The 21,733-nt window shown below is 59.3% G+C and carries 23 protein-coding genes; 11 read left to right on the forward strand and 12 right to left on the reverse strand.

Annotated elements, in window-relative coordinates; translation table 11 throughout:
- Window positions 1-31: 31 nt before the first annotated feature.
- Window positions 32-886, forward strand: coding sequence for a GNAT family N-acetyltransferase (locus I2H38_RS18305; RefSeq protein ID WP_196273321.1), 855 nt, complete (start codon window positions 32-34; stop codon window positions 884-886).
- Here I2H38_RS18305 and I2H38_RS18310 read toward each other — a convergent pair.
- Complete coding sequence (locus I2H38_RS18310; protein ID WP_196273322.1) at window positions 871-2,043, reverse strand: MFS transporter; 1,173 nt, start codon at window positions 2,041-2,043, stop codon at window positions 871-873. The genes I2H38_RS18305 and I2H38_RS18310 overlap by 16 nt on opposite strands.
- Window positions 2,044-2,046: 3 nt before the next feature.
- A complete protein-coding gene (locus I2H38_RS21540) occupies window positions 2,047-2,451 on the reverse strand; it encodes a GntR family transcriptional regulator (protein WP_407664107.1) in 405 nt (134 codons plus the stop codon).
- Between the two features lie 128 nt (window positions 2,452-2,579).
- Between I2H38_RS21540 and I2H38_RS18320 the strand changes: the two genes are divergently transcribed.
- The 6 genes from I2H38_RS18320 to I2H38_RS18345 all read left to right on the forward strand — a co-directional run bounded on the left by I2H38_RS18320 (window position 2,580) and on the right by I2H38_RS18345 (window position 9,430).
- The gene (locus I2H38_RS18320; protein WP_196273324.1) at window positions 2,580-3,752 is read left to right on the forward strand and encodes an NAD(P)/FAD-dependent oxidoreductase; all 1,173 of its coding nucleotides are present in this window, start codon (window positions 2,580-2,582) and stop codon (window positions 3,750-3,752) included.
- A 43-nt stretch (window positions 3,753-3,795) separates the two neighbouring features.
- Complete coding sequence (locus I2H38_RS18325) at window positions 3,796-5,307, forward strand: ABC transporter substrate-binding protein (protein WP_196273325.1); 1,512 nt, start codon at window positions 3,796-3,798, stop codon at window positions 5,305-5,307.
- A gap of 147 nt (window positions 5,308-5,454) precedes the next feature.
- Window positions 5,455-6,402: an ABC transporter permease gene (locus I2H38_RS18330; RefSeq protein WP_196273385.1), complete on the forward strand. Its 948-nt coding sequence runs from the start codon at window positions 5,455-5,457 to the stop codon at window positions 6,400-6,402.
- Entirely contained in the window at window positions 6,389-7,312 is a 924-nt protein-coding gene (locus tag I2H38_RS18335) for an ABC transporter permease (protein ID WP_196273326.1), read from the forward strand. Before I2H38_RS18330 ends, I2H38_RS18335 begins: the two co-directional genes overlap by 14 nt.
- 40 nt (window positions 7,313-7,352) lie before the next feature.
- On the forward strand, window positions 7,353-8,402 hold the full coding sequence (locus tag I2H38_RS18340) for an ABC transporter ATP-binding protein (RefSeq protein WP_196273327.1): 1,050 nt from the start codon (window positions 7,353-7,355) through the stop codon (window positions 8,400-8,402).
- Window positions 8,403-8,404: 2 nt separating this feature from the next.
- Window positions 8,405-9,430, forward strand: coding sequence for an ABC transporter ATP-binding protein (locus I2H38_RS18345; protein ID WP_196273386.1), 1,026 nt, complete (start codon window positions 8,405-8,407; stop codon window positions 9,428-9,430).
- A gap of 63 nt (window positions 9,431-9,493) precedes the next feature.
- On the opposite strand, the gene speB is transcribed toward I2H38_RS18345, so the two are convergent.
- Window positions 9,494-10,540, reverse strand: coding sequence for an agmatinase (speB, locus tag I2H38_RS18350; protein WP_196273328.1), 1,047 nt, complete (start codon window positions 10,538-10,540; stop codon window positions 9,494-9,496).
- Window positions 10,541-10,553: 13 nt separating this feature from the next.
- Window positions 10,554-11,438, reverse strand: coding sequence for a polysaccharide deacetylase family protein (locus I2H38_RS18355; RefSeq protein WP_196273387.1), 885 nt, complete (start codon window positions 11,436-11,438; stop codon window positions 10,554-10,556).
- A 152-nt stretch (window positions 11,439-11,590) separates the two neighbouring features.
- Between I2H38_RS18355 and I2H38_RS18360 the strand changes: the two genes are divergently transcribed.
- The gene (locus I2H38_RS18360; RefSeq protein ID WP_196273329.1) at window positions 11,591-12,553 is read left to right on the forward strand and encodes a LysR family transcriptional regulator; all 963 of its coding nucleotides are present in this window, start codon (window positions 11,591-11,593) and stop codon (window positions 12,551-12,553) included.
- A gap of 117 nt (window positions 12,554-12,670) precedes the next feature.
- Here the strand turns inward: I2H38_RS18360 and I2H38_RS18365 are convergent, their stop codons facing one another.
- From I2H38_RS18365 to I2H38_RS18390, 6 genes are read right to left on the reverse strand one after another with little or no spacing between them, the layout of a single operon-like run.
- A complete protein-coding gene (locus I2H38_RS18365) occupies window positions 12,671-13,081 on the reverse strand; it encodes a hypothetical protein (RefSeq protein WP_196273330.1) in 411 nt (136 codons plus the stop codon).
- Window positions 13,078-13,515: a DUF3830 family protein gene (locus tag I2H38_RS18370; protein ID WP_196273331.1), complete on the reverse strand. Its 438-nt coding sequence runs from the start codon at window positions 13,513-13,515 to the stop codon at window positions 13,078-13,080. Before I2H38_RS18370 ends, I2H38_RS18365 begins: the two co-directional genes overlap by 4 nt.
- The gene (locus tag I2H38_RS18375) at window positions 13,515-13,991 is read right to left on the reverse strand and encodes a hypothetical protein (protein WP_196273332.1); all 477 of its coding nucleotides are present in this window, start codon (window positions 13,989-13,991) and stop codon (window positions 13,515-13,517) included. The genes I2H38_RS18370 and I2H38_RS18375 overlap by 1 nt, the downstream gene beginning before the upstream one ends.
- Window positions 13,992-14,036: 45 nt before the next feature.
- Window positions 14,037-14,885, reverse strand: a complete 849-nt coding sequence (locus I2H38_RS18380; protein ID WP_196273333.1) for a transporter substrate-binding domain-containing protein — start codon at window positions 14,883-14,885, stop codon at window positions 14,037-14,039.
- A gap of 18 nt (window positions 14,886-14,903) precedes the next feature.
- Window positions 14,904-15,671 carry an amino acid ABC transporter ATP-binding protein gene (locus I2H38_RS18385; RefSeq protein WP_196273334.1) on the reverse strand — a complete coding sequence of 256 codons (768 nt, stop codon included), beginning with the start codon at window positions 15,669-15,671 and terminating at the stop codon, window positions 14,904-14,906.
- The gene (locus tag I2H38_RS18390) at window positions 15,668-16,576 is read right to left on the reverse strand and encodes an amino acid ABC transporter permease (RefSeq protein ID WP_324617439.1); all 909 of its coding nucleotides are present in this window, start codon (window positions 16,574-16,576) and stop codon (window positions 15,668-15,670) included. The genes I2H38_RS18385 and I2H38_RS18390 overlap by 4 nt, the downstream gene beginning before the upstream one ends.
- Window positions 16,577-16,611: 35 nt before the next feature.
- Here I2H38_RS18390 and I2H38_RS18395 point away from each other — a divergent pair, with 35 nt between their 5' ends.
- On the forward strand, window positions 16,612-17,025 hold the full coding sequence (locus tag I2H38_RS18395) for a hypothetical protein (protein ID WP_196273335.1): 414 nt from the start codon (window positions 16,612-16,614) through the stop codon (window positions 17,023-17,025).
- 58 nt (window positions 17,026-17,083) lie between these two features.
- Here the strand turns inward: I2H38_RS18395 and I2H38_RS18400 are convergent, their stop codons facing one another.
- Both I2H38_RS18400 and I2H38_RS18405 read right to left on the reverse strand, forming a co-directional pair.
- Window positions 17,084-17,500 (reverse strand): type II toxin-antitoxin system death-on-curing family toxin, encoded by a 417-nt coding sequence (locus tag I2H38_RS18400; protein ID WP_196273336.1) that lies wholly within the window; start codon window positions 17,498-17,500, stop codon window positions 17,084-17,086.
- Window positions 17,501-17,734, reverse strand: coding sequence for an AbrB/MazE/SpoVT family DNA-binding domain-containing protein (locus I2H38_RS18405; protein ID WP_196273337.1), 234 nt, complete (start codon window positions 17,732-17,734; stop codon window positions 17,501-17,503).
- A 233-nt stretch (window positions 17,735-17,967) separates the two neighbouring features.
- On the opposite strand from I2H38_RS18405, the gene I2H38_RS18410 reads away from it, so the two are divergent.
- Together I2H38_RS18410 and I2H38_RS18415 are read left to right on the forward strand one after the other, a co-directional pair.
- On the forward strand, window positions 17,968-19,092 hold the full coding sequence (locus tag I2H38_RS18410; protein ID WP_196273338.1) for a metallophosphoesterase family protein: 1,125 nt from the start codon (window positions 17,968-17,970) through the stop codon (window positions 19,090-19,092).
- A 4-nt stretch (window positions 19,093-19,096) separates the two neighbouring features.
- On the forward strand, window positions 19,097-21,730 hold the full coding sequence (locus I2H38_RS18415; protein ID WP_196273339.1) for an AAA family ATPase: 2,634 nt from the start codon (window positions 19,097-19,099) through the stop codon (window positions 21,728-21,730).
- The last annotated feature ends 3 nt before the right edge of the window (window positions 21,731-21,733 follow it).

Genomic DNA, 21,733 nt, shown 5'->3' on the forward strand with positions numbered 1-21,733 from the left:
TATGCGGAGAGACACTGTGAGGGACATGGACATGGCACAGCAACGTGCGACGATCAGACGGTTCCGTCCCGACGACGTCGTGGCAGCTCATCGCCTCAGCGGCGAAGTGAGTTGGCCGCACCGCCTGACGGATTGGATGCTCCTTGCAGAGGTCGGGCGCGGTTTTGCCGCCGTAAGCGAAGGGTGTCTCGTCGGTACCGCCTTCTGGTGGCCCTATGGTGATGCCTTCGGAACCATCGGCATGGTGATCGTGTCGCCGCGCGCGCAACGTCAGGGCTTAGGACGCCGCTTGATGGATGCGGCGCTCAACGATGCGGATGGGCGCACTATGCAGCTCAACGCAACGGAGGCCGGACTGCCGCTTTATCTCGGGCTTGGATTCGAGGAGTCGGGTGGCCTGTGCCAGCATCAGGGACACTTCGACCCGTCCCACCTTCCCACGATGCCGGATGATGGATCGGTGCTCGTCGAGATTGACGAAGCGCAACTCGCTCGGATTACTGCGGTCGATGAGGCTGCTTTCGGCGCGCCACGCCACGATCTCATGGCCGCGTTACTCGGGGCGGGCCGTGGCGTGGGCTTGCATCGAGCCGGCGAGATGAAAGGTTTCGCGATGCGGCGCGAAGCCGGACGCGGCACGGTGATCGGCCCTGTCCATGCCGCCTCCGACGAGGATGCGATCCGCCTCGTCTGCGCACTGGGATCGGATGTCGCTGATTTCCTTCGCCTCGATATCCAGGCTGACGTTCCCGCCTTCGGCACCTTTCTTGAAAGTATAGGACTGCCGCGCGTGAGCGCGGTGACGACGATGTCGCGGCCGCCGCGTGCGCCGCTGACGGCATCGCCGTGGCGCAATTACGGTCTCGTGAGTCAGGCGCTGGGCTGAGATGGTCGCAGGAGGCGCGACGCCAGGAGCGCGAGCGCCGCGAAGAGAGTTGACGCGATGATGAGCGTCTCCATCGTACCGATAACGGCGAAGCCGCGCGCATACGCGAGCGGTGCGATCGACTGGCCGAGAACGGAGAACATCGCATAAAGCGCGAGCGCCGACCCGCGCAGGGCCGGCGCAACCTCTGCCGCGAAAGTGTGGAGCGGGTTCTGGAGGGCGCGGTAACCGATACCCGCCGCTACGAGAACTGAAAAGTGAAGAGCCGGATCGGGCGGTGCGCCGAACGCGACGAGCGCCGCTGCGACGAGGACGCCGCCACAACGCATGGCCCCTACACGGCCGAGAGAACCAAGGATGAGCCCGGCAGCCAGGCCGTAGAGGATGCTGCCTACCATGAAACCAGCGAGGATCGTGCTCACAACGAAGGCCCGGTTATCACCCGTGGAAGCAACGAGAAATGCTATGTGCGGGAACAGACCCATCATGAGGCCCGTCGCAACCATCTGCGCTGCGAAGCACCAGCGCAGTCCCGCGATCCGAAAGAGCGATCCAAAGGCCGTCGCGGCCTCCTTCAAGACGAAACGACGGGGCGGAACGCTCCATTGGCTTTGCAGCACAAGGAAGGCTCCGGCGAGCGACAGCGCACCAGCCGCCGCAACAATGAGAATTGCGGCGCGCCAATGCAGAAGATCCGCGACGAGACCCGAAGCGATTGCGCCGGAAAGCGAACCTCCCACACCGGCAGCGCTGATCCGGCTGAAGCCGATCTGCCGCTTTGTCTCCGAGAGGAGATCCCCCGCGACCGCAAAGCAGAGCGTCGACGCGCCCGCCGTGAAGAAACCGGCGGCAAAGCGCGAAACAATCAGCATGTCGAGCGACGGCGCCGCCGCACCGAGTGCAGTCGCGATGACCGCCGCTGCGAGGCTCGTGAGCATGACCTTCACGCGCCCAAGTTGGTCAGCAAGGGCGCCGATGAAGGGCTGCGCGAGCGCATAGGGTAGGGCGAAAGCGGTTGTGACGAGGAAAGCCCGATCCGCGTCGGCATCGAGATCTGACACGATGCGTGCGAGCATCGGGTCGAGCATGAACACGGCAAGCGCCGCGCTATAGCTCACAGCGGCGAGCGCCGGAAGTGTCATGGGGAAGGCGGGCATGTGTCACTCCGCACGGGGACGGTCGTTGCACAGGGCTCCGGAACATCTCGACAATGCTTTCTTTGCAGTCATGCGAGAGAAGTCGTAGCGCTCGGCTAATTTGTGCTCGTCGGGGAGTTCGTGCCCCGATTTGAGCTTGCCTGAGATGACGTGTCTCTCGGTCGCGCGGAGGATTTCGAGATGGAGCGGGACGGATGAAGTCTTGACGACTTCGATGGAACGAAAATTACCCCATGACAGATATTTTGTATAGACAATTATCGCATGTCGCCGCAACTTTACCCTGCACTCTTGGTGTACTTTCCCGGTCACGAACCTCGAATGCCGTAAGGTTTCAATACGAAACAGCCACCTCTGGTAAGGAAATAGCGTTTTAAATAAACTCGCCAGATGAGCCAACCTTGCCACATAGTAAGGTTTGCTGATTTCAATTTAATAGAACGGCAGTAAAAACATACTATACTATGAACCGCCCATTTATAAACTTGCGACTGTCAAATTTTCACAAGCTTTCCAAATTATGGGTGAATGCGTCTATGGGTGAGAAAATCGTCGTTATCGGTGCTGGCGTAGTCGGGGCGGCCGTTGCTGCTGCGGCCGCACGACGCGGCGCGGATGTCACTGTCATCAGCCGCGACCGCTTGGGCTCGGGCACATCGAGCGCTTCCTTCGCGTGGCTGAATGCACTTCAGAAATATCCTCGGGAATATATCGACATGAACGTGCAGGGCATGCGCATGCACGCTGAATACGCAGCCTGGCACAACTCGGCGCCCTGGTACTATCCGGGTGGCAATGTCGAATGGACCATGAGCGGGAAGGAGACCGAGGCGCAGAGCCAGGTCCTCAAAGAGATGCAGAGCTTCGGCTATGATGGTCGTTGGATCACGGCCGACGAATTGATGCACCTTGAGCCCGAGATTGACCCCACTGTGCTGAGTGGCGCACATATCGTCTTCTATCCGCAGGAAGGTTGGATCGATGCGCCGGTTCTCGTTGCTCGGCTTCTCGCCGATGCGCGGGCGGACGGTGCGCGGGTCGTCGTCCCGGTTGAGGTTACCGGCTTCACATTTGACGGCGCGCGCATAACACATGTGCGTCTCTCGGACGGTACGTCTCTCGAGGCCGATGTCGTCGTCAATTGCGGCGGCCCGGTTGCGAACGACGTCGCCGCTCTTGCCGGATTCTCGATCCCGCTCCTTCAAGAGCAGGTCGGCGTACAGGTCTACACAGCGCCCTGTGCGGTGAATGTCAGGCGTGTCATCCACGCTCCGGGTCTAAGCCTCCGCGCAGACGGTGGCGGCCGCTTCTGCCTGCACAATCACGGCATCGACCGCGAGATCAACAAGCACGACGGTCTCGATGACAAGGTCGGGCGCGACGCGAATGGCCGCTACATCTTTGACCTTGCGGCGGCGACCCCACTTCTGGAACGTGCTGCCGCAGTCTTCCCGGGCATGAAGGGCGTCACGGCCGAAGCTTCTCGGATCGGGATGCGGCCAATCCCGATCGACCGTAAGCCGGTGATCGGCTTCATGGATCGTACGACGAACTTCTATTCGGCTGTCATGCACAGCGGCGTAACGCAATGCCTCTGGGTCGGGGAGTTGGTTGCGCGTGAGGTGGTGGATGACACCGAATGCGATGAGCTGCGGACCTTCCGCGTCGCACGGTTCGGCAACACTCAGCCGGCCGCCGCAAGCGCATAAAACAAAAACGCTGGGAACACGACAAACAACAAGGGAGATAAACATGTCACGATCAAGTTTATGGCTGGCTTGCGCCGTAGCGTGGCCGATCACCCTCGCGATGCCGCAGGCGGCGAATGCCGGACCAAAAGACATGGTCGTGGTGCATTACCGGTTGCCCGCCTCGGCTTATGCGATGGAGACCGCCGACACCTATGTCCTAATGCGTGCGGGCTGCCTTGAGACGCTCACCAAATACGCGAAGGACGGGCGCCTTGCGCCATCGCTTGCGGAATCCTGGACGCAGATTGACGACAACAGCTGGGACTTCAAGATCCGTCCTAACGTGAAGTTCCAGGACGGGACGAGCCTCAACGCCGAGGCGGTCGCCGCAAGCCTCAATCATGTCTTGAAGGCGACAACGCCGCCACGCGGTTTCACGCCAGCTGAAATTTCGAGCATTACCATCGTCGATTCGATGACACTGCGCATCTCAACTCCCACAGCCGTGCAGTTGCTCCCTTATCGTCTCGCTGGGCCAAGTACGGGCATTCTGTCTCAAGCGGCCTATCGCCCTGACGGTATCAATATCATCGGCACATGCACTGGGCCGTTCACCATCGCAAAAGAAAACCCCAAGCAATCGCTGCAACTCGTGCGCAACGACAATTATTGGGGCAATAAGGCAAAGCTCACCTCGATCGACTTCCGCTTTATCAGTGATGGCGGTACGCGCGTTGCACAACTCAGAAGCGGCGAGGCGCACCTCGTGATGGGCATTCCCGCCGCCAATGCACAGACATTGAAGAGCAATAAGAATCTTCGGGTCGTCACTACGACACTGCCGCGCACGACGAAGCTCGTGGTCAACAACAGCCGCGAACCTTACAAGGATGTCCGAGTGCGGCAGGCACTGCAGTACGCGATTAATCGCGACGAGATCGCTATGGGCGTGTTCGAAGGTTTCGCCACACCGGCTATCGGACCATTCGGTCCTGGCCAGCCCTGGAGTTATGGCGACGAGAGGGCGATCCCCTACGATCCTGAGAAAGCGAAGACGCTGCTTAAAGAGGCGGGTGTAGATCCCGCGAAGCTCAAGCTCGAGTTGATGGCCTACACCGATCGCGCAGAGCTCCCCGTCCTCGCGACCGTGATTCAGGCTCAACTCAAGAAGATCGGCGTCAATGCCGACGTGAAGGTCGCCAACTGGCCCGCTATCGAGCCGAATTTCCGCGCAGGAACATTCGATACCGGTCTCCTGTCACGCAGCGCCGTTACCGACATGTCCGATCCATCGGGCTATCTCATCGCGGATTACTCCTGCGACGGCAGCTACAATCTTGGCAAGGTTTGCGACCCCAAGATCGACAAAGACATCAAGGATGCCATGGCGATCAAGGATGATGCCGAACGTAACAAGCGCTACCGCGCCATCGCTGAGGAACTCCAAGCCAAGGCAGTGGCGGTCTACCTCGTGCACGAGCAGCAGATCGACGGCATGAGTCAACGCGTTCGCAATTTCGATCTCGATCAACTAGGCTACTACCTCGTCACCGAGGAACTTGACCTCGAATGATCGTAGGACGCGCGGCGGGGCCTGCGATCCGCCGCGCGATCAACGATCCGGCCTATGAGCCGGGCGTGAATACAGCGAGGGGATGGATCCCTAAGTGTGACGGCACATCGCCGTCGGTCCCTCCAGGAGAGAATGGATGCGATCGTTATGAACGTTTTCGTCGCCAAGAAGTTCGTGATCGTCCTTATCACGCTACTCATCGTTTCTATCCTTGCCTTCCTCGTTCCCTATGTCGGCAGTGACGATCCTGCTCGGGCGATCCTGCGCGCGAGAACTGTCGATGATGCGCTTGACCCCGCGGCGATCGAGGCGCTACGGGCCGAACTCGGGCTCAACCGCTCCCTCATTGCGCAATATCTTGGCTGGCTCTGGCGAGCGCTCCACCTTGATTTCGGATATTCCTTCGCGACCCGCACAGCCGTCGATGTCATGTTCGTCCAGGCCCTCAAGGTGACGTCGCTTCTCGCGATCTCGGCCCTCATCCTCGCCATGGTTATTGCAGTGCCCCTCGGCACCATCGCGGCAATGCGTCCCGCCCGTATGTTTGATAACGCGGTGACCGTATTTACCCAGACGCTCATCGCAATTCCGGAATATTGGGCCGGCCCGCTTCTCGTCCTCTTCTTCTCTATCCATATGGGGTGGCTGCCCTCTGCGGGTTGGCGCGATTTCAACTCGACGATCCTTCCCGTTGTCGTCCTGTCGCTTCGCCCCATCGCCTATTTCACACAGGTCTCCCGGTCCGCAATGGTGGAGGTGCTGCGCGCACCGTATATTGGCGCTGCCCGCGGACGGGGCCTCACAGCGAGCCAAACGCTGGTGCGGCACGGTCTGCGCAACGGCATGCTCCCGGTCATCACGATGTTCTCGCTTTGGTTGACCAGCCTTCTCGGCGGCTCCGTTGTGGTCGAGGTCATCTTCGGCATCCCGGGAATGGGGTGGCTCCTCTACGACGCCGTCCTCAACAACGACGCGCCGCTCATCCAGGCCAGCATCGTTTTTATCGTCGCGCTCGCTGCCCTGATCAACACGATCACCGATATCGGCTACGCGCTCCTCAATCCATCGGTGAGGCTCACCCATGACAAGGCTTGACGCCGACCTCGGCCACATTCGCGCAGCGAATCCCCGCCGCGGTATCCGCTCCTGGACCCTCATCTCAACGCGGATCTTCCGCGTGCACTGGATGCTGCTTATCGGCGCGGCCATCTTCTCAACGATCGCGCTTACGCTCCTCGTCACGCCATGGATCGCCCCGTTCGATCCATCCTCGCAGAATATCTTGAAGCGGCTTGCCTCGCCGAGCGCGGCCCATTGGTTCGGCACTGATCAGCTTGGTCGCGATGTGTTCACACGCGTTCTCTACGGTGGCCGCTTCTCAGTGGCCATGGCAGCAATTACGCTCATCCTGTGTGCAGTCGTCGGCACCATTATTGGCGCGATCAGCGCGCGGGCAGGCGGCGCGGCAGACGAACTGCTGATGCGCCTCGTCGATCTGCTCGTCGCCTTCCCGGATGTCGTGATCGCGCTTTTCCTGATCTCGGTCTTCGGCCCCGGTTACGGCACGCTCATCGTTGCGCTCACCATCACCGGCTGGACACCCTTCGCCCGGCTCATGCGCGGCCTCACACTCGAGGTTAATACGAAGGAATACATCGAGGCGGCGGAAGCGTTGGGCTGCTCGCGGTGGTTTATCATCTTCAGACACATCATTCCCAACACACTGGGACCGATCTTCGCGATTTCCTTTTTGCGCTTCGGCCACAAACTGATCACCGTGGGTGCTCTGTCATTTCTCGGTCTCGGCGTGCAGCCGCCGAATAGCGATTGGGGCGCCATGCTTGCAGATGCGCGCAATTTTATGGATCGCATGCCCTGGCTGATGATCACGCCCGGCCTCGCGGTCTTCATCACAGCGCTCAGCGTGACGCTGATCGGCAAAGGCATCGAACTCGAGCGCAACAGGGGAAGAGACGAGAACGCTTCGTCCCCTTACTTGAAATGAAACGGCGTTACTTTGCTGCGCGCAAGTTGGAGTGTATGCGATGACGAGCATCGTCCTCAATGCGAAGAAGGAGGTGGGCGCGGTGCAGCTCGCTGAGCCAATCCTCGACATCCGCAATCTCAACGTCGGATTCGCGCGTAACCGCCTCATCGCAATCGACGCGCTCGACCTCACGGTCCGCCGTGGCGAAATCGTCGCGTTGGTTGGGGAGTCCGGCTCCGGGAAAAGTATGACCGCGCTTACAGCGATGCGGCTTCTACCCGTTGGGGCCGGGATCATCTCCGGCGAGGTGCGGGTCCATGGCCGCGACCTTCTCGCACTACCGCCCAGCGCCATGAATGCCGTACGCGGTCGCGAGATCGCTATGCTCTACCAGCAGCCGAAGATCATGCTAGACCCGACCGCGACCATCGGCCGTCAGATCGCCGAGCCGCTTCAGATTCATCGCGGCCTTTCGCTCAAGGATGCATGGCCTCATGTGATCGAGGCACTGCGCGATGTCGGAATTCCGGAGCCCGAGCGGCGCGCCATGTCCTACGCCCATCAACTTTCGGGCGGCATGGCGCAGCGCGTGATGATCGCGGCAGCCCTCAGCGCCTCGCCCGACATCCTCATCGCGGACGAGCCGACAACAGCACTCGACGTCACGGTGCAGGCGCAGATCCTGAAGCTTCTCGTGCGCAAGCGTGACGAAGCCTCGCTCGCGGTCCTGCTTATCACCCACGACCTCATGGTCGTCTCGGCCATCGCCGACCGTGTCGCCGTCATGTATGCCGGCCGCATCGTCGAGGAGGGCGAGACCCGTGCCGTTCTGCGCTCGCCCCGACATCCCTACACCCAGGCGCTGCTGCGCTCATCGCTGTTGGCAGCGGAGGAAGACGGCCGACTCTACGCAATTCCCGGCAGCGCGTCTGCCGCACGCGGCCTGTCCTGCGGCTGCCGTTACCATCCGCGCTGTCAGGCGGCCCGGAGCCTCGGGATCGAGGAGCGGTGCCGATCGCAGGAACCATCATTGTCAACTGCATCGGCATCGCCAGGTCATCAGAGCCGCTGTTGGGGCGTGCAAGTCACGGCAGGAGGCATGCAATGAACATGATTGATACCAGCCTCGCCAACCACAGAGCGAATCCTTGCCCGGCCACACCGATGCTGAGCGTTGACGATCTCGTTAAGCATTTTCGTATCCGCGGCCGTCTCGGGCGCCAGGATCTCGTTCGCTCCGTGGACGGTGTTTCGCTTGACGTGATGCCAGGAGAGGTCTTCGGCATTGTGGGCGAATCCGGTTGCGGAAAGAGCACACTCGCCCGCGCCATTCTGAAACTGACACCGGTCGACGACGGACGCGTTCTCTTCGAGGGAACCGATCTCGCGACTCTTTCGGGTGCCCGGCTAAAATCGTTCCGGCGCAACGTTCAGATCGTCTTCCAGGACCCCTATGCGGCGCTCGATCCGCGTATGACCATCGAGCAAAGTCTGATGGCGCCCCTATCGCAACATCGGATCGGTACGCCCGCCGAACGCAATGCCGCCATTGTTGCGATGCTGCACGAGGTCGGCCTCGATGAGACTTTCCTCCCGCGCAAGCCAAGCGAATGCTCGGGTGGTCAGCTCCAGCGCGTCGTCATCGCCCGGGCCCTGTTGCTCAAACCACGCCTTCTCATCTGTGACGAGCCGACCTCGGCACTCGATGCATCGATCCGGGCGCAGATCCTGAATCTCCTGATGGATCTGAAATCGCGCTTTGGCCTGACGATGATCATGATCTCGCATGATCTGCGCGTGGTGCGCTACATCTGCGACCGAGTCGCGGTCATGTATCTCGGCAAGGTCGTCGAACTCGCCTCGCGAGACGTCGTGTTCTCGAATCCCGCACATCCGTATACAAAGGCTCTCATCGCGGCCTCGATGCTTGACAGCGAGGAAGTGGGCGGATTGCCGGAAGTGCCCGAAGGCGAGACGCCGAGTCCGATCCGCCCCCCCTCAGGCTGCCGATTCCACCCCCGTTGTTCACGCCGCGAGGCTCTGTGCGGGCAGCTTCCTCCGCGTCTCGACACTGTCGGCGGCGCCCATTGGGCCGCCTGCCACTTTCCGCAGTCCGGTCGCAAGCCCGAAGTATAGGCGCCCGAGCCTCAATGAGCCCGGACCCTGGCGGGCGCGCATCGAAACACGCGCCCGTGAGGATTACATTCTTTTCTTGGCGATCGCTGTGGTGGCGAGACACAACAGTTCGAACAGGACCTGCGCCCCGGCCTGGGCGGTATTGGACGTCGCGTCGTATTGTGGCGCGACTTCCACGACATCGCCACCGATCATATCGATCCCGTTTAGGCCTCTGAGCAGTTCGAGAACTTCGCGTGGCTGCAGGCCGCCGATCTCCGGCGTGCCTGTTCCAGGCGCAAACCCTGGATCGAGGCTGTCGATGTCGAACGAAATGTAGGTGGGTCCATCACCGACGATCTTGCGCGCCTCTTCGATGATGCGGGGAATGCCGAGACGCGGCACGTCTTCGGCATGGATTACGGTCATGCCCGACACCTTAGAGAATTCCCACAAATAGTCGGCGCCACCGCGGATCCCGATCTGGATCGTGCGTTCGGGATCCAACGTCCCTTCGAGCACAGCCTGCCTGAACGGCCCACCGTGGTGGAATTTCGAGCCCTCGTAGTTGCCGCCGGTATCGCAATGGGCATCGATATGAATCATGCCGACTGGACGGTCCTTGCCGAGTGCCGCGAGAATGCCACGGCTGATCGAATGGTCGCCACCGACTGACAGCGGCAGAACTCCAGCCGAAGCCACCATGCGGTAAAAGTCTTCGATGTCCTGGTGGCAGGATTCGAGACTGAACCGGCTGCGGAATGGCACATCGCCGACATCCGCCACTCGGCAGTCAGCCATCGGTGTCATGCGCAGGACATGGTGATAAGGGCCGACACGCTCGATCGCCCGTACCGCCCGCGGCCCGAGCCGGGAGCCCGCGCGATTGGTAACACCGAGGTCCATCGGCACGCCGATCAGGGCAATGTCGAGACCATGCAGGTCATCTCCTCCAGCCGCCGACCGGAATGGTGCATCAAGAAAAGTCGCCGGATCGGCAAAGGGCCATTTGCGGCGATCGCTCTCCGCGAATTGCAGGCTGGCGGCTTTTCTAAAATCAGGATCGTCAATATCGCCTCCGGCCGCATCGGCGTAACGGGCCCGCAAGGCGGCTAGTTTTTCTGCGCTCATATGTCCAGTCTCCTCACTCAACGTCGCAAGTCTTTTGACCCGCAGCTTCATGCGTCGCGAAATGCTCGGCGATTTCAGCTCCCGTCGCGATCCAGACATCGTCATAAGCACGCACATAGGTCAGGAACTGATCCAGGATGCGGATACGCATCGGTCGACCGCTCACCTGAGGATGCATGACCATGGTGGTGACGCCACCCCATTCCCGGGTCTGGTCGAATTCGTCTTTCCAGATGTTGAGCACATCCTCGCGTCCGAATAGGGCGCGCGAGCCGGTCCGGTGGGTCATCCCGAAATTCCAATCGTCGAAACTGAAATTGACCGGAATCTCGATGGGACCGGCTCCTCCTGGCAACACATGCCGATAGGGGCGGATATCGTCACGCCAGGAGCTGGAGTACTGGATGCCGCGACTGACCAACAGCTCCAGCAATTCGGTGTAACTCTCTCCTCCAGGAGCGCGATAGCCCCTGGGGGTGACTCCAAGCACGCGCTTCAGCGCTTCAAGGCCCCGATCGACTTCTTCAATCATCACATCCATGTTGCCCGGCTCTGGGCGCAGGTGAAGATAGCCGTGATGTCCAATTTCGTGACCATCGGCGAGGATTGCCTCGCACATGGCCGGATGCGCCTCAACCGTCCAGCCCGTCACGAAGAAGGTTGCCTTGACCTCATGTCGCGACAATACTTCAAGCAGTTTGGGAACGCCGACACGCGCCTCGTAGCCGCCGTAGGACATGGTAACGAGACGGTCTGTATTCTTCCGGTCCATGCCGATCCATACTGATTCCGCATCAACATCGAAACCGGTGAAGAGGACAGTTTTCTTGCTGTCAGGCCAGGGAAATTCCGGTGCGAGCGGGGCTAGATTGGCGGGACGTGGCACTAGGGTCTGCATGGGCTCTTTTCTCTTGATGGGTTGTTGCGGAGCGCGGTTGATGATAGTGCGGCGATTTGCGTCCTCGCTAACGTGGGGAAGCACGGCTGACCTTGAGATTGCACACTGGAACGACCGGGCTCCGCTATCGCGACTCGACCATGCGGTGTCCATTGGCCTCGGAGATCGAGCGCAATCACCTTATCTTGCGGTTCAAAATGCGGCTGACAGATACTGACCTTCGCCTCCTAAGGGTGTTCTCGACCATTGTTCAGTGTGGTGGCTTCTCCAAAGCCCAGACCATTCTCAATGTGAGCCAGCCGACGATCTCCAATCAGATTTCTGCTTTGGAGCGGCGTCTAGGTTTTCGTCTTTGCGATAGAGGTCGGTCAGGATTCCGCCTCACGCTGAAAGGCGAGGAAACCTACCGCGCAGCGCAACAGCTGTTCGCCTCGATCGAAACCTTCCAGAACGAGACGACTTCACTGCAGCAGGTCCTGCTAGGGGAACTCCGGCTTGGCATTGCAGATGGTCTCTTATGTGATGAAAATCCCTATGTTGAACCGATCATCACGAGTTTTTCACGACAGGCGCCCGATGTTCGTTTGAGCGTGATGAATGCCGATCCCCCCCAACTCGAGCAAAGACTCAATGAATCGCGCCTCGATGTCGTCATCGGCGATTTTAACGAGCCTGAACTGTATTTTGGGCGGAACCTTTATACGGAGGAGCATCGTCTCTACGCCGTTCCGCACCATCCCCTGTGCGCGAACGAGACGCCTCATCTGGAAGACGTGCTCGGCGCACGTGTCATTAGACGGGGTTACTCCGACCCAAAGGAGGCGCGCTGTCTCAGTGGCACGAACGCCGCCGCTGTCGTTAATACGGCGGAAGCGGCGATCACGCTGATCCTTACCGGCAATTTCGTCGGCTTTCTGCCAGAGCATCTGGCCGAACGCTGGGTGGCCTCCGGCCGCATGCAGGCGGTGAACCTGCCGGAGATGAGGTTCGAGAGGAAAATTACGATCTATCGTCGTCATAACCGAAAGATGTCCCGCTTGGTCCGCGCGTTTCTCGCCTGCGTCGATGAAACCATGCTAATGCTCTCGAAGGACGCGGCTGTCGCGCGCGGATGACGCGGCAATGACCGCGCCAGGATGAGGAAGCCGGATGAGTGGTCATCCTCCGTCACGGTACACTGAGGGTCCAGTTCGAAGTTCGACCGCGACCTCACGCGGTCAGCTCGTGGGCCTTCAATCCTCTTGGGTAATAGTCAGGATTTGATCGCCCTCGGTGTAGTGCATGGCATCGAGGTAGGCGAGGAATTCATCCACGCTGTCGCCGATCAAGCGACCGATCAGGGATCCGTATTCCCGCCCGAGCTCTGAACGCAGTTCGGCCGCGTCATAGCCGATTTCAATGACACCCTGATCGGGGCGCAAGGCTAAATACCCAGGATAGAGAGAGCAAACCGCCGATTCCAGCGCGGTCAGTTCACCGGCGCCCGGAAGGTCGAAGGTGCTGCAGCGCCCGGACCAATTGCTGTGGCTTCTGAGCTTGGTTGTCAGCGGCAGCGCCGACTTGAAGACCTGCGTCGACAACGGTGACTGCTTTTCAAACAGTTCAGCAAAGACGGATTTGTCGCCAATCGAGATTTTAATCATTCCGGATACTCTCCACGGTAGATTTCGATGGGAATGGAGCCCCTGAAATCGGTCTCGGCAAAAGCCGCCAGCAGGGCATCTGTATTCTCATCGACAAGACCGATCAGCGAGCCATAGCCATTGACGACCCGATGATGCAGGGGCTGATCTCGCTGCTGCGCCCGCCCATAGCAGACGCTGAACATGCCGCGTTCAGGCCGAAAGACCACCTGACCGCGGGAGACAAGAGAAACGGGGTTTTCCACCCTGTCGCACAGGCGCGCCAGCGGATCGATTTTCATGTAGGTCTGCTGACCGCTCCAGCGCGCGTGGCGCAATGGGCCATGAATGGGAAGTGCATTCCATAAGACGGCGATGTTCTTGGGCGCAGCATCGTCGTAAAGGATGGCTGATCCGGCAACGTCGCCAATTTTGAAGTGAAGCCGACGTTGCATTATCGTTCTCCGTTCATCGTCAAGAAGCCGGTTGCTGCGCCCCTATCGGACATCTTTTCAAGATAAGCCGCGGCGTCCGGTCCAAAATCGGCGATCCGCGCAAAGGGCGTTACGTAGGACGGCCCAATAGCGTTGCGATATTCGGCGTGACCGAACGCCACGACGATTTCAGCCGTCGCGGAATAGATCGCGGGAAGCCGCGCCCAAACATCCGTCTGGTAAGTCGAGTTGCGTCGTTCGATGGGGCGAAGGCAGATGATGCCCGGATAAAGCGAGATGACTGGCTGCTCGGCCTCCTCGATGTCCAGCACCGGGCCTTGGTCGAGGCCGGCGAGTAACGCCGGCCCACACCAGTGCGAACGGGTGAGGTTGAGATCGAGGTGACCGATTTTGCGCAACGCGGCGACAGTCTTGGGGGCCCACTTGTCGAGGACCTCAATATCGAAGCTTTCGCCTGATATATGAATTGCGTTCATTGCGTTCTTACTCTCTCGTATGCAGTCGCGGATTTTCGCCGATGACTAATCCGTGCCCTGGTCGATTGTGATTTCTCCGAGCATTTGCTCGGATAGCTTGTATTTTTCGATGATCTTCTTGTACTCACCATCGGCCACAAGCTGATCCAGGGCGCCCTTGACGGCGTCTCGCAGACCGGCATTCTCGTGAGTGAACGCAAATCCATAGAGTTGCTTGTGGAATGGCTTGCCGATGGCAGCGAAATTGTTCTTTGGATCGTCCGCCCAGTAATTGATCTTTTCCGCGCCGATGGCTCCGGCAACGAGACGGCCCTGGCGGATCTGGAGTTGTGTATCGGGCAGACCCTTCGTTCCGAGGATCAGCGGCTGATTGTCCGCCGGGCAGTTCTTCTCGCCCCATTGCTGTATCAGACGGAAGTAAGTGGTGTGCTCGGGAGCTCCCAGCGCCTTGCCGCACAGTTGCGTCGGATCCTTGTACACGGCGGCGTTTTCCTTGGTCGTATAGAAGACCGGGCCCGTACTCAGATAATCGACGAACGAGAGTTTGCGATGACGCCCGGGGATGTCGTTGAAATGCGAGCCGATCATATCGATGCGGCCAGAATCCAGCGCCGGACTCATGGACGGCACATCCATCATCTGAAACTTGAGCGAGAGACCAAGCTTGCTCGCGATGCTTTCGACCAGCTCCACATTGAAGCCGATCAGCTTGCCGGTTTTGATGTCTTCGTATTCCATTGGCGGAGAGTTCGTCTCCATACCGACATTCCAAGTCTTGCTCGTCTCGAATTTCTCTGGAAGCTTGATTGGATCCTTGGCATTGGCCGGATGGGTTGCCAGGCCTGCAGCAATCGCGCCGGCGGCGAGGCTCGTCGTCAAACGTATCTTTTTCATTTTTCCCTCTCTCTGTTTTCATCTCAGTACGGACGAGATGAAGTCCTTCGTGCGACTGTTGCGTGGCGCAAACAGAACGGCCTCTGGCTCGCCTTGCTCGGCGATTGATCCCTTGTCCATGAACACCACTTTGTTGGCGACTTCCCGGGCGAACCCGAGTTCGTGCGTCACCACCAGCATGGTCATGCCGCTTTCGGCCAGTGAGCGCATGACGGTGAGGACTTCTGCGACAAGTTCTGGATCGAGCGCGGAGGTGGGCTCGTCGAACAGCATGACATCCGGCTCCATGGCCAGCGCCCTGGCGATCGCCACGCGCTGCTGTTGGCCACCCGAGAGCTGAGAGGGATATGCATGTGTCTTGTCACGCAGACCCACCTTGTCCAGCAGGGCGAGCGCACGCGCCTCAGCGTCGCGCCGGGCGATTTTCTTGACCCGGATCGGCGCCTCGATAATGTTCTCGAGCGCAGTGAAATGCGGGAAGAGATTGAACCGTTGGAACACCATGCCGATCTTGGCACGCTGGCGCACCACATCGACCGTCGGCAGCTCCACGAGCCGACCGGCCTTTTCCTTCCACCCCTGAGGCACGCCATCGATCCAGATAAGTCCGTCCTCGGCACGTTCGAGCTGATTGACACAGCGCAGCAGCGTGCTTTTTCCTGAGCCGGAAGGACCAATCAGACAGACGATGTCGCCCTCTGCGATGTCGAGATTGATGTTATGAAGGACCTGGAGAGAGCCGAAATATTTGTTCAACCCGCGAATGACTATCTTGGGGGCGTTCATCGTTGTGCCTTTCCGCCTTCAATGCTGCGTTGAGCGAGAGACGTGCGGCTCGAGAAGCCGCGGCTGAGCCGGCGCTCAAGGAAGTACTGTCCGACAGTCAGGGCACTGACGACGAGCAGATACCAGAAGGTCGCAACGATAAGGAGTTCGATGATGTAATTGTTCACGTAGTAGATGCGCTGAGCGGCATTTAGAATTTCCGTGAACTGGATCGCGCTGGCCAAGGATGTCGCTTTGACCATGCCGATGAATTCGTTGCCAACCGGGGGAATGATCCCGCGCAACGCCTGCGGGAGGATGATGCGGCGCATAGCTTGGTGGCGTGTCATGCCAAGGGCGTCAGCTGCTTCTCCCTGCCCTGTATCAACGGAAAGGATACCGGCCCGAATGACCTCCGCCGTATAGGCGCTTTGGCAGATGCCCAAACCCAGCAGAGTCGCGACAAAGGGCGTCATGACCGTTACCGTCGAGATTTCGAACAGGTAGGGGATCGCAATGACCGGAAAGATCAGGGCAAGATTGAACCAAAGAAAGAGCTGCAGGAGTTGCGGGCTGCCGCGAAAGATCCACATGTAAAGAATTGCGGAGTAGCGAGCGACCGGGTTCTCCGACATGCGCATCAGCGCAAAAATGAGTCCAAGCACGACGCCTACCGCCATGGCCAGAGGGGCCATGATAATCGTCTTAACTAGACCGTTTAGAATACTGCGTGCCGTCAGGAATTCGCCGACAATTTCCCAGTCGATCTTCCCCCCGGCAAAAGCACGCGCGATGAGAAACATCAACACTATCAGGATCAATCCGCCCAGATAACGCCCGTAATGAGGCTGTCGCACCCGCTTGAGATGCAGCAATTTCTCTCCTGGATTCTGTGGATCCGGATCTGATCTTTTGATTTTTTGAATGATCACGCGTGAAGGCCCTCTAGTAGGAAGCTAAGTTGTTATTGTTCTTCCTTGAGACCATCCTGCGAACAGATCCCATCCGCGTAAATATCCGTGTCGGAATTGTTCTATTGATGGTTTTGAATGTATCTCGCCAAGAGGGGGCCGTGCTGTTCCATTGCGGTGCACGCAAGGACAGGCCGCTGTCGGGGCCGATAACGACACCGTCAGGATTACGCCTCACGGAATCCGTCGCGTCGCCGCTCGTCGATCGTATGCTGTCGGAGGCGGTGGCGTCGCCGGGGATGCCTCCTGATTGGGTGGATAGCTATCCGGCCTGCAAGCCATCATGCGTCGAAACGCTTGGCCATCTGAACCAGTCGGGTCCGGTATTTTGCGCGGCTGGGCATCGACGACGCCATTCTGACACGGATCGAGCAGAGGCTGACCTCACTCCTCTCGGCATTTGAAGCCGCATGATTTCATCAGAAAACCGGATTCTTCTGAATCATGCGCGTAGTTCATACGCTACCGGGATTTCGGTGTGCTGCAGGTTGGGCGATCTTCAACATGCGCCCGAAGCCACTCAGCAAACTTCGCTTCAGTCATGTCGCTTCGGCTGTCGGCTAACGCCATCCAGACGCGGACGACTTCGGCGTCGGTGGCGGTCAGCTCGAGGCCGTTAAGGTCCAGAAACAGTTCCGTGACGACGAGGGACGTTCGCTTGTTGCCATCCACGAAGGCATGGTTCCGGGCGATGCCGAAGCCATAGGCGGCAGCGAGATCAACGGTATTGGGAGTGCCGTATCCCGAGAGGTTCTGCGCACGAGCCAGAGCGGATTCCAGCAGCCCCTCATCCTTGATACCGGAAAGGCCACCATGCTCGGCAATCTGCTCATCATGGAGCGCGAGCACGGTGGCTTTGGCCACCCAAATCGGAGCCATTTATTTTGCTAGCTCTCTCAGGGCATTGCGGCGCTTCCGCATGATGCGGCGCGCGGCCTCCATCTGGCCTTCGAATTCTGGATCATATGGCGTCAGACGATAGCCATCAGGGCTCTCCGTCAGAAAGAGCGTATCGCCCTTATCGACCTTTAGGCGAGCAAGTGCTTCTTTGGAAAAGGTCGTTCCGACAGAGTTTCCTACTTGCGTCAGCTTGAGCTTAAGCACTGTAGACATGTGGCCCTCCTTCGCGTCATAACGATTGTTATAACCATAGCCGCCCCTAGACGTTTTCGCAAGGGCGGTAAAAAACCGCATCCCGCGTCAGGTATGCTTTGGTCGCTGTGGAGGATGCGACGAATAACCAGAACACCGCGCGCCTAGCGTTTGCTTTTCGTAACGTCTAGCCTCCAAATCATCACAAGAAGCCAAACCTGTGCCAAACGGCAAAAGACATCAAGGGGGCTAAATTGGCGTTTCGCTTTCTCCACACGGCCGATTGGCAAATCGGAAAGCCTTTCGCCAACATCGCGGGCGATTCCGGGGCGGAGCTTCGTTCTCAACGCATCAAGACGGTTGAGAGCATCGCTCAGATCGCCAACGAGCGCGCCGTCGATGCTATCCTGGTTGCCGGTGATGCTTTCGATAGCAATGAGGTTTCCGATCGGACGATCGTTCGAACCATCGAGGCCCTCGCCCCCTTTTCCGGATCCTGGATCTTCCTGCCTGGTAACCACGATGCAGCACTCGCCCATAGTGTTTGGACCCGAATGCATGCGATGGGGTTACCCAGCAACATCGTCATTGCTGACAAACCGGAACCGATCGACCGTTGGAATGGGCGCGCCACCGTCCTGCCAGCACCCTTGCGCCGCCGCCGTGAATCGCTTGACCAGACCGAGTGGTTTGACCAAGCGCCCTCCTCAGATGGGAGCTGCCGGATCGGCCTGGCCCATGGAAGCGTTGCGAACCGGTTGCCCGGGAACGCCGACTCCTCCAACGAAATCCCCGAGGACAGAGCCGAACGGGCCGGGCTCTGTTATCTCGCCCTCGGCGATTGGCATGGCGCCCTCAAGATTGCGCCCCGCACCTGGTATTCAGGTGCCCCAGAACCCGATCGTCATAAGGCCAACGATGCGGGGTCAATCTTCATCGTCGATATCGACCGGCCTCGCGCCCCGGAACGGGTCGAGACCCTGAATGTCGGCCGCTATTACTGGATCCGGATCGACATCGAACTCATCGACGGAACATGCGAACGCGCTCTTCAGGCCCTTGAGGGTCTCTCGAACGAATATCGGACCTGTGTGGTTTTCCTCAATCTCACCGGCGCTATCAGCTTGGCCGAGCGCCGCCGCCTCGAACTTGAGCTGAAAAAATGGGAGGCTCGGGTTCATCATCTCGAAATCGATGACAGCGGCCTCATCGACGAACCCACACCTGACGATCTTGATGCCCTGGACAATACCGGCTTCGTTCGGCTTGCCGTCGAGCGGCTTCGCTTGCGCGCCTCGGACCCAGGCGATCCTGAATCCTCCGCGGCGCGAATGGCACTGCGCATGATGTATCTCGACCATTTTGCCAAGGGCGCTTGATCCTATGCATCTCCGTCGCATCGAAATCAGCAATTTCCGGAAGATCCAGCATGTCGTGATCGACGACCTTCGGGACGGTCTCAACGTCATTTCCGGTGACAATGAAGCCGGCAAGTCGACGATCCTGGCCGCCCTGCGCGCCGCGCTCTTCGAACGTCATCGGGTTGGGGGTGAAGCGGCTGCAGCCATGTTGCCATATAATCAATCCGTCAGACCCGAAATCCTTGTCGATTTCGATCTCGACGGACATCCTTGGAAGCTCCGCAAGGCTTTCTGCCAAAAGGCAGAAGTCGAATTGATCGGCCCGGGAGAGCGCCATACCGGCGATCCAGCCGAGGAGCGCCTTGCGCAGCTCTTTGGCTTCACTCCGCCAGGACGCGGTGCCTCAAAGCCGCAGGACCACCAGGGTATTTATGGTCTGCTTTGGGTGGAGCAGGGTGCGTCCCACCGCGCTCTTGGCGTCGGTGCCGGCCGCGAGTCCCTTGCCTCAGCCCTTGAGAGCGAGGTCGGGCAAGTCATCGGAGGCGAGCGGGGCAGGGCCCTTCTGGCCGCCGCCGAGGCCCGTCGTAATGTTTACTGGGACAGACGCGACACGCCCAAGCCAAAAGGCGACTACAAGGCGCGTATCGAGGAGGTCGAGGAGCTAAAGGCGCGCAAAGAGGACGTTGAGACCCGGCTTTCCACCTATGATGAAAAGATCGCCTTGCTCTCGAAGAAGCGCGACATTCTTGCTCGACATGAACGCGACGCCTCTCTGGAATCAGCAGTCGCCTCATTGAGCAAAGCTCAGCAGACCATCACCCGGACCAAGAAACTCGAAACCGCCGTCAGCGAAGCCGCTGAAAAGCGCAAGCGCTTTGAGACCGAGGAACGGGCGACATCCGATCGCCTGGACGCACGCGAAAAACTCATCAAGCAGGTCGAATCCGCCCGTACGGCTCTCAACAAAGCGGCGACCGAAGCCGATGAAGCCAAGTCCGCATTTGCCCGACTTGAAACCGTAGACAAGGCGGCCAATGATCAACTGGTTCAGGCTCGCGCAGCGCGACTTCAGAACGATCGGCGCGTCACCTCGATCGAGCAAGCCATCAATCACCGTCGCGCCGAAGACATTCTCGCGCGTCTCGAACAGCAGCTCACCACAGTCGAAAGCGCCGATGCCAAGCGCCGGGAAGCTCTCGCGACGGCGGATTCCTTGCCGCTTGACCAGAAGCAGCTCGCCAAGCTCGAGCAGGCCGTGGACGAATGCAACCGGCTCAAGGCACGCATCGATGCCGCGAGCGTGCAAATTGTCTTTCATCCGATCGGCAACCAGAAAATCTCGATCGAGGGAACAGCCCGTGACCCAAGCGTTCCTCTCCTTCTCGCAGATGATTCAATTCTTGAACTAGAAGGTTTCGGCCGTCTGACAATCCATCCAGGGGGTGGTGTCACAGAACTTGTTCAATCGCTTCAGGATGCGCAACACGTTCTGCAGCGAGCCCTTCAGCAGGCGGGTCTTGCAAGCGTTTCGGAAGCCAAAGCCGAATTTCAGCGTAAACTGGACGCCCTCGCCGAGGCTGAGCTTCAGAAAAAACTGATCGCTGCCAGCGCACCCAAAGGTCTCGAAGCGCTCCGTCAAGAAGTCGAAACCCAACGGGTCCTTACCCGGCGGCTCGCGACCCACAATCTCTCACCGACCGACGCTACTGACGAAATGCTTGAACTCGCTCGCCAGGAGCAAAATATCGCGGCCAAGGTCGAGGCCACGTCCGAAGATAATGCCTCCCGCAACCGGGCCAATCGTGAAACCGCCAGCCAGGACGTCGCGGTCAAAGCCGAACGTGTCGCTGCGGCGACCCAGGATTTGAACCTCAAAGTTGGTGAACTTAACGCGGCCCGCGAGAAAATGTCGGATGAGGAGATGCGTGCTGCTTTTGAAGCCGCGCAGATTGCCCTGCGAGCGGCCATTTCTCTCGAAAGCGAAGCAGCCTTGGCCCTTGATGAGGCCGATCCGGAGGCTGCAATCCTGACCCTCCAGCGGGCCAAACTCGCTGAGGAATCCATTCGCTTGGATATCGACAAGACCTCCCGCGAAGTCCGCGACCTTGAGGTCGAGCTCAAAGCGCTCGGCCGCGACGGCCTCGGCGAACAACTTGCCGAAATTGAAGGCGAATTGTCTCTCAAACAGCGCCAGGCCGAAACCAAAAAGGCAGAAGCCGATGGCGCTCGACTTCTCTATGAGACCCTTTCCAAAGCCCAGAAGGAATCCAAGGATCGCTGGCTGGGTCCCGTGCGAGAGCGGGTTGCTCCCTATCTGAAGCTCATTCAGCCCGATAGCGATATCGTTCTCAACGAAGAGACACTCGAAATTGAGAAATTCGTGCGGAAAGGCGTCGATGAACCCTTCGAAGGTCTCAGCATAGGCGCGCGGGAGCAAGCCGCGGTCATCACGCGCCTGGCCCTAGCCGATATCCTCCGAGGATCGGGACAGCCATCCGTGGTCATTCTCGACGATGCCCTCGTCAACACTGATGAGCAGCGTCTCGATCGCATGCACCTCGTTTTGCACAAGGCCGCAAGCGCTCTGCAGATCCTGATTCTCACCTGTCGGGAACGGGATTTTCTCCAGCTCGGGGCGCCGATCCGACGGATTTGAACG

Origin of the sequence: Microvirga alba, from assembly GCF_015694465.1 — a bacterium.
In the GTDB taxonomy this organism is placed as follows: domain Bacteria; phylum Pseudomonadota; class Alphaproteobacteria; order Rhizobiales; family Beijerinckiaceae; genus Microvirga; species Microvirga alba.